Raw genomic sequence first — 5,732 nt, 5'->3', positions numbered from 1 at the left:
GTTCCCGTCCATGCACCGGTGATCGGTAAGGGTATTGCCACAAAGAGGAGAATACCCCAGTAGCCATACTTGTTGACCTTAGGGGCAACGCGTCTTTGTGCCCTGGCAACAAAACGATCAAAGAAGGAGGCGTACCACCTCCAATGTTCATGGAATATCTTATGAAATGTTGCCAGAAATGTGTACACGATTGGGGCAACCAAGGCATTGGTAAGCACACAAAGAGGAGTTGCTATGAGGAGGGAAACCCCATTGAAATAGGCATAGGGTATGCCTCCCCTCAGTTCACTGATAGGGAGAAGGGAAAGAAGAATACTGAAAAACAAGGTGGGACTATCCATACAACCATCCTCTAGGAGGGAATTTCTTCATCAACAAGTATCGCTGAGGCAGGGCAGACTTCATGGCAGCAATAACATCGGATACAAGCCTTGGGGTCGATGATGATACGTTTATCAACCATCGTCAAGGCTCCGGCAGGACAAATGTCGATGCATTTCCTGCAACCAATGCAAGGGTCGACCAAAAAGACCGGAGCCTTGCGCTCCTTCTTCACCTTCCAGCGGATATAACGACTGAAAATGAAAGGGACAATCAAGGAGTGGATAAAACTGGTGCGTTTTTGCATTTCGATACGGATGTAATCATTCTGTACCAGCTCTTCAGCAGAGAGAGCGGGGTAGGAGGTGGGCTTCTCTCCCAATCCTCTCCTAATTCCCTCTGCAACAATGGGAACGAGTAGAGGATCATACCCCATGATCTGAGCCTGGGCATAATCCAATGCTACTGCATCACGGCTGGCGATCAAGAGGCCCAGATGGCGAGAGACCCCGTTTGCCGGGCCTGGTCCTTCCATTGCAATGATTCCGTCCATCAGGCTGAACGCGGGCTTCACGATGGATGCAATGCCCACCATCAGGGACGCAAACTGTTCACGAGAAGGGAACTGCACATGGCAGGGACTCTTGTAGAGATTGGGCACCAAGCCAAACAGGTTCTTGACCGCTCCTGTGGCGTACATCAGTTGGTGTGTCTTGAACTTGGGGAGGCTGAAGACCATATCCACCTGAGACAGTACGGCAGCGAGAGGAAGCTTCTTGCCACGGGTATATGGAATTGTGTAGGTCGTAGGTTGTTTGGTGAAGTCAATCCACTGCACACCTTCCTCTTCACATACTTGATATATACCTGAAGCTTTTGGTTGAAAATTGGGTTTCTGTAATCCGGGGGAGTCGCCAACCAACACTTCCTTTGCGCCTTGGCTCTTGAGATGCCTGATCATAGCCCTGAGGACGGCTGAATGTGTGGTTATGCCACGTTCTTCCTTGGCATCACTGAGAATATTCGGTTTGAGAAGAACACGCTTGTCCCTGACCTCAGGCATTTCTCCTTTCTCGCAGGCAGCGGCAACCGCCTGATCGACCAACGCTTGTTCATATTGTTCACATCGTACAATGGCGACACTACTCATACATCTCTCCTGATCAGGCAAAAATAGAGTGGACCTCGGCCCTCTCCACGGTCGGGAAGGATGATGGATCCATAGTCTCTCTCTTCACTTCCCTCTTGGGCGCTATCCATGATGGTGAATCTTCCAACCCGCTTCTCGAACAACTTCTCGACAACACGTTCATTTTCCATCGGATTGATGGAGCAGGTACTGTACAGAATATACCCACCCGGTTTTACCGCTTCCAAGGCAGCAGCAAGCATGGCAAATTGGGTGATGGCAAGCCTCTTTGGACGGGATGGGCTCCACATCGCAAGGGCCTTTGGGTCATGTAATACATGGCGCTCACTGGAACAAGGGGCGTCGAGCAATACCCGGTCATATACATTTTGTTCATAGAGTGACCAGCGCGTAGCATCATGGGCTGTTACCTGAACAATCTCCCGTTCGGCCTCGCTGAGGTGGTCCTTTACCACTTGCTTCAGTCTTGCCCTCCGGGCGGAAGAACGGTCATTGGAGACCAGTTTACCCTCACCCTGGAGACAGGAAGCAAGCACAAGCGTTTTTCCACCTGGAGCGGCACACATATCCAGTACAGTCTCTCCCTTCTGTACACCAAGCAGTTTTGCAGCGAGAACCGATGCTTCATCGAGGTAATATGGTTGTGTCAGCCCCTCATCGTACGCAGTAGGTACCTTATCCTCAATCAAGGCTGCCTTCAGCGATTCCCAGCGATCTTGGTAGATATCCTGGTAGTATGCCCCAAACAGCGTCTCTCCTTCTGCTTTGCCCTTCTGTTTTGCCATGGTCAGACTGTACCAACTTTTATCCCTCTTGTGAACCTTTTCCTCTTATGATATGCTCAGCCATGGCGTATATAACTGCATTTCTCGAAGGCATTATCAGTTTTATCAGTCCCTGTATCCTCCCCATCCTTCCGCTGTACTTCTCGTACCTTGCCGGTGGTGTGGCAGAGCAGGATCAGGAAAAGAATCTGCTGTTGAAAAACAGCATAGCATTCGTCATTGGATTCACTATCCTCTTTGTAGCCCTTGGAGCTGCATCAACCACCATAGGACAGTTCCTTCAGAGTCACCTGGATATGCTCAACCGTATCGGTGGTGTCCTGGTCATCCTTTTTGCTCTGAACAATCTGGGATTCGTCCTGATACCCGCATTGAACAACAACCACAAGTTCCAGATGAAAGGCTTACAGAACATGAATGTTCCCAAGTCGATGCTCTTTGGCTTGGTCTTTGCCTTGGGCTGGACTCCTTGTGTTGGCCCCCTGCTCGGCAGTGCCCTGATGATGGCAGCCAATGCTGAAATGGTAACAAAGGGCATGTTGACCCTTTTCTTCTATGCCATGGGCCTTGGCATCCCGTTCCTGCTCTCAGCAATCCTGATCGAGCAGCTCGAAGGTGTCTTTGCAGCAATAAAGAAGCATTCCAAGCTTATCACGATAATCAGCGGCCTCTTCCTTCTGGCCTTCGGCATTGCCTTGACCTTGGGGTTCAATCCGGCTGCACTATTTCTCTAGGAGTTTTTCATGAAAAAAAATACCCGTACCCTGATGATTACCCTGATTTCATTCATCGTAATCATTGTTGTCGCCTCCGTTGCATACAATGCACTCAAGGAGAGCAGTGCTCCATCTGTCTCCCTCACCCCGAATCTTACGAATATTCCCACTGCTGCAGAAAAACCTGCCGTTGTTGAACCATCAATTGATGCAGTAGAAGAGCCGGATGTTGCCACAACAACTGCTGCAATTGATGAGCCGGTGGAGACTCCTCCTGAGGCAACTGCTGACGAAGAGGCCGATACACCTGATTCGGAAGAGGCTGGAGAAGCTCCTGCGGAAGAAGCCCCAAAGATGCCTGATATTCCTCTCTTCACCCTAGACGGGGAAGAGACCAGTTTTGATACCGTACGGCAGGGCAAACCAGCAATCATCAACTATTTCGCTTCCTGGTGTCCTCCCTGCAAGCAGGAACTTCCTCACTTCCAGGCTGCATATGATACCTATGGTGATGAGATCAGCTTCATCTTCCTCAATGCAATGGATGGACAGAGAGAGACTCTGGAAACCATTACCAAGTTTATGGAAGAGTTCCCGTTCACCGGTCCTGTCTACACGGATGACGGGGTGTTTGCCTACATCTTCCAGACAAACAGCCTACCGACCACCGTATTCTTCAATGCTGATGGGTCAATAGCTAATGGCTACCTCGGGTATGTCAGTGAGACTGCACTGCAGGAGAATATTGACCGGTTGCTCACACAAGAGTAAGCATATAGCCGACGTAGAACAGAGCGCTTCCCCCGATACAGAACAAATGCCAGATGGCATGGTAGTGGGGGAGGCGTTTACTTGCGTAAAAGATCACCCCGATACTATAGGTAAGTCCCGCTGCGATGATCCATTTGATCAAATCAGAAGGAAGGTAGGGCACAATGTCTTTCCAGAAGAATACAATCAACCATCCCATGGCCAGATAGAGCAGGACATGCAATACCTTGGCTTTTCCCCAGAAAATGAGGGTGAGGACGATACCTACAACCGCAACCAACCAGACCAACATCGTAATCCGGTAGGCAACAGGGGTTCCAATGTACATCATCAATGGTGTATAGGTTCCTGCGATCAGGAAATAGATATTGCTATGATCCAAGACCCTGCAAAGCCGTTTACCATTCCCATGGGGAAGAGAGTGATAGAGAGCAGATGAACTATAGAGCAACAACATGGTCAATCCCCAGATGACCAAACCTACCTGGAAAGATGTACTGGCGAGGGAAGGGAGCTTGAATAGGATGGAGATGAGTGCGATGAGCGCAAGAGCTGCTCCCACAACATGGGTTATTGCATTTTCCTTTTCTGCCTTTGGGTCATCATAGGAGTGAAGGGTGATATGGTCCTCTAGCCAAGTATTGAAACGTTGCATCGTTGATGCCTCCTGTTGTTGGATACCTTAGCGATGTGCCTGCTTCTCGGCAATGGTAGATTTCTGCTGTTTGGCTACTAGTAGAAATCTATCAGGAGCAAAAAACAGGGCCCTGAGGCCCTTTTTTTAAAGAATATGCTCCAAAAAGAGTTTTGTTCGTTCATTCTTTGGATGGGAGAATATCTCATCGGGTGTACCGACTTCCACAATCCGTCCTTCGTCCATAAAGACAACCTTTGAAGCAGCTGCCTTGGCAAATCCCATCTCGTGAGTCACCAGAAGCATGGTCATACCACTCTTTGCAAGTTTGAGCATAACATCAAGTACTTCCTTGATCATCTCTGGGTCGAGAGCGCTGGTGGGTTCATCGAAGAGCATAACCTTCGGTTCCATTGCCAGTGCACGTGCAATGGCAACACGCTGCTGCTGCCCGCCCGAGAGCTGGGGGGGATGTACATCAGCCTTTTCCTCAAGCCCTACCAGCTTCAATAAGTCCCTTGCTTTCTCCTCAGCCTTCTTTTGTGACATTTTTCTTACTTTCACAGGGGCGAGGGTGATGTTCTGCATGACAGAAAGGTGGGGGAACAGGTTGAAGGACTGGAACACCATACCTACTTCCTCACGAATCTTTCTCAAATCCACATGCGGGTTTGTTACCTCATCCTCATCGATGAAGATTTTACCACCGGTTGGATTTTCCAGTTTATTGACACTTCTGAGCAAGGTGGATTTCCCACTTCCCGAAGGTCCGATGATTACAACAACTTCACCATTTTCCACCGTAAGATCAGCGTGTTTGACAGCTTTCACCAAGGTCTTGTTTGCGGTGATATAATCCTTTGAGAGATCTTCAATACGTATTCTAGCCATTCTGATGCAACCTTTCCTCCAGGATGCCTACCAAGCGGGAGAGCAGGAGGGTGATGATGAGGTATATGAGCGCAACAACCAACATGGTTTCCAGGGAGAGGAAGGTCCGACTGATATACTCCCTACCTTTTCTTAGGATATCACTGAGTGCAATTGCAGATACCAGGGATGAATCCTTGAGCATCGAGATGAACTCGTTTCCGATTGCTGGAAGTATTACCTTTACCGTCTGGGGGAGAATGACATAGCGGAAGGCCTGGGAGCGGCTCAAGCCCAGGGCAATGGCAGCTTCCATCTGTCCTTTGGGTATCGCCTGGATACCTGCCCGTACGATCTCACCCATGTAGGCTCCGAAACAGATGGAAAGTGCAACGACTGCCGCAACCATCCCCTGTATCTTGAAGAAACGACCCATCGCATAGTAGATGAAGATCAACTGGACAAGGAGGGGAATACCCCGAATC

At 49.4% G+C, this 5,732-nt stretch carries 8 protein-coding genes; 2 read left to right on the top strand and 6 right to left on the bottom strand.

All coding sequences use genetic code 11. From position 1 onward, the window contains the following. The 3 genes from JF818_RS07535 to JF818_RS07525 all read right to left on the bottom strand — a co-directional run. The coding region (locus JF818_RS07535; RefSeq protein WP_198891415.1) for a small multi-drug export protein at positions 1–341 on the bottom strand (341 nt) is incomplete at its 3' end. Positions 342–352: 11 nt separating this feature from the next. Beyond that, positions 353–1,471: a DUF362 domain-containing protein gene (locus JF818_RS07530; RefSeq protein ID WP_198891414.1), complete on the bottom strand. Its 1,119-nt coding sequence runs from the start codon at positions 1,469–1,471 to the stop codon at positions 353–355. Beyond that, positions 1,468–2,256: an SAM-dependent methyltransferase gene (locus JF818_RS07525; RefSeq protein ID WP_198891413.1), complete on the bottom strand. Its 789-nt coding sequence runs from the start codon at positions 2,254–2,256 to the stop codon at positions 1,468–1,470. The genes JF818_RS07530 and JF818_RS07525 overlap by 4 nt, the downstream gene beginning before the upstream one ends. 62 nt (positions 2,257–2,318) lie before the next feature. Here JF818_RS07525 and JF818_RS07520 point away from each other — a divergent pair, with 62 nt between their 5' ends. Together JF818_RS07520 and JF818_RS07515 are read left to right on the top strand one after the other, a co-directional pair. Continuing rightward, the gene (locus JF818_RS07520) at positions 2,319–2,990 is read left to right on the top strand and encodes a cytochrome c biogenesis CcdA family protein (protein WP_198891412.1); all 672 of its coding nucleotides are present in this window, start codon (positions 2,319–2,321) and stop codon (positions 2,988–2,990) included. 9 nt (positions 2,991–2,999) lie between these two features. Continuing rightward, positions 3,000–3,743, top strand: coding sequence for a TlpA disulfide reductase family protein (locus tag JF818_RS07515; RefSeq protein ID WP_198891411.1), 744 nt, complete (start codon positions 3,000–3,002; stop codon positions 3,741–3,743). Here the strand turns inward: JF818_RS07515 and JF818_RS07510 are convergent. The 3 genes from JF818_RS07510 to JF818_RS07500 form a co-directional block, all read right to left on the bottom strand. Beyond that, positions 3,730–4,398 carry a hemolysin III family protein gene (locus JF818_RS07510; RefSeq protein ID WP_198891410.1) on the bottom strand — a complete coding sequence of 223 codons (669 nt, stop codon included), beginning with the start codon at positions 4,396–4,398 and terminating at the stop codon, positions 3,730–3,732. The two genes, JF818_RS07515 and JF818_RS07510, sit on opposite strands and share 14 nt — an antisense overlap. A gap of 126 nt (positions 4,399–4,524) precedes the next feature. Further along, positions 4,525–5,268, bottom strand: a complete 744-nt coding sequence (locus JF818_RS07505) for an amino acid ABC transporter ATP-binding protein (RefSeq protein ID WP_198891409.1) — start codon at positions 5,266–5,268, stop codon at positions 4,525–4,527. After that, a partial coding sequence (locus tag JF818_RS07500) for an amino acid ABC transporter permease (protein ID WP_198891408.1) occupies positions 5,261–5,732 on the bottom strand: 472 nt, incomplete at its 5' end. The genes JF818_RS07500 and JF818_RS07505, both read right to left, overlap by 8 nt.

This window comes from Sphaerochaeta sp. S2 (assembly GCF_016406725.1).
Lineage (GTDB): Bacteria > Spirochaetota > Spirochaetia > Sphaerochaetales > Sphaerochaetaceae > Sphaerochaeta.
Note: the sequence above shows the minus strand (reverse complement) of the source record. Positions and strands in the feature narration are given on the sequence as shown.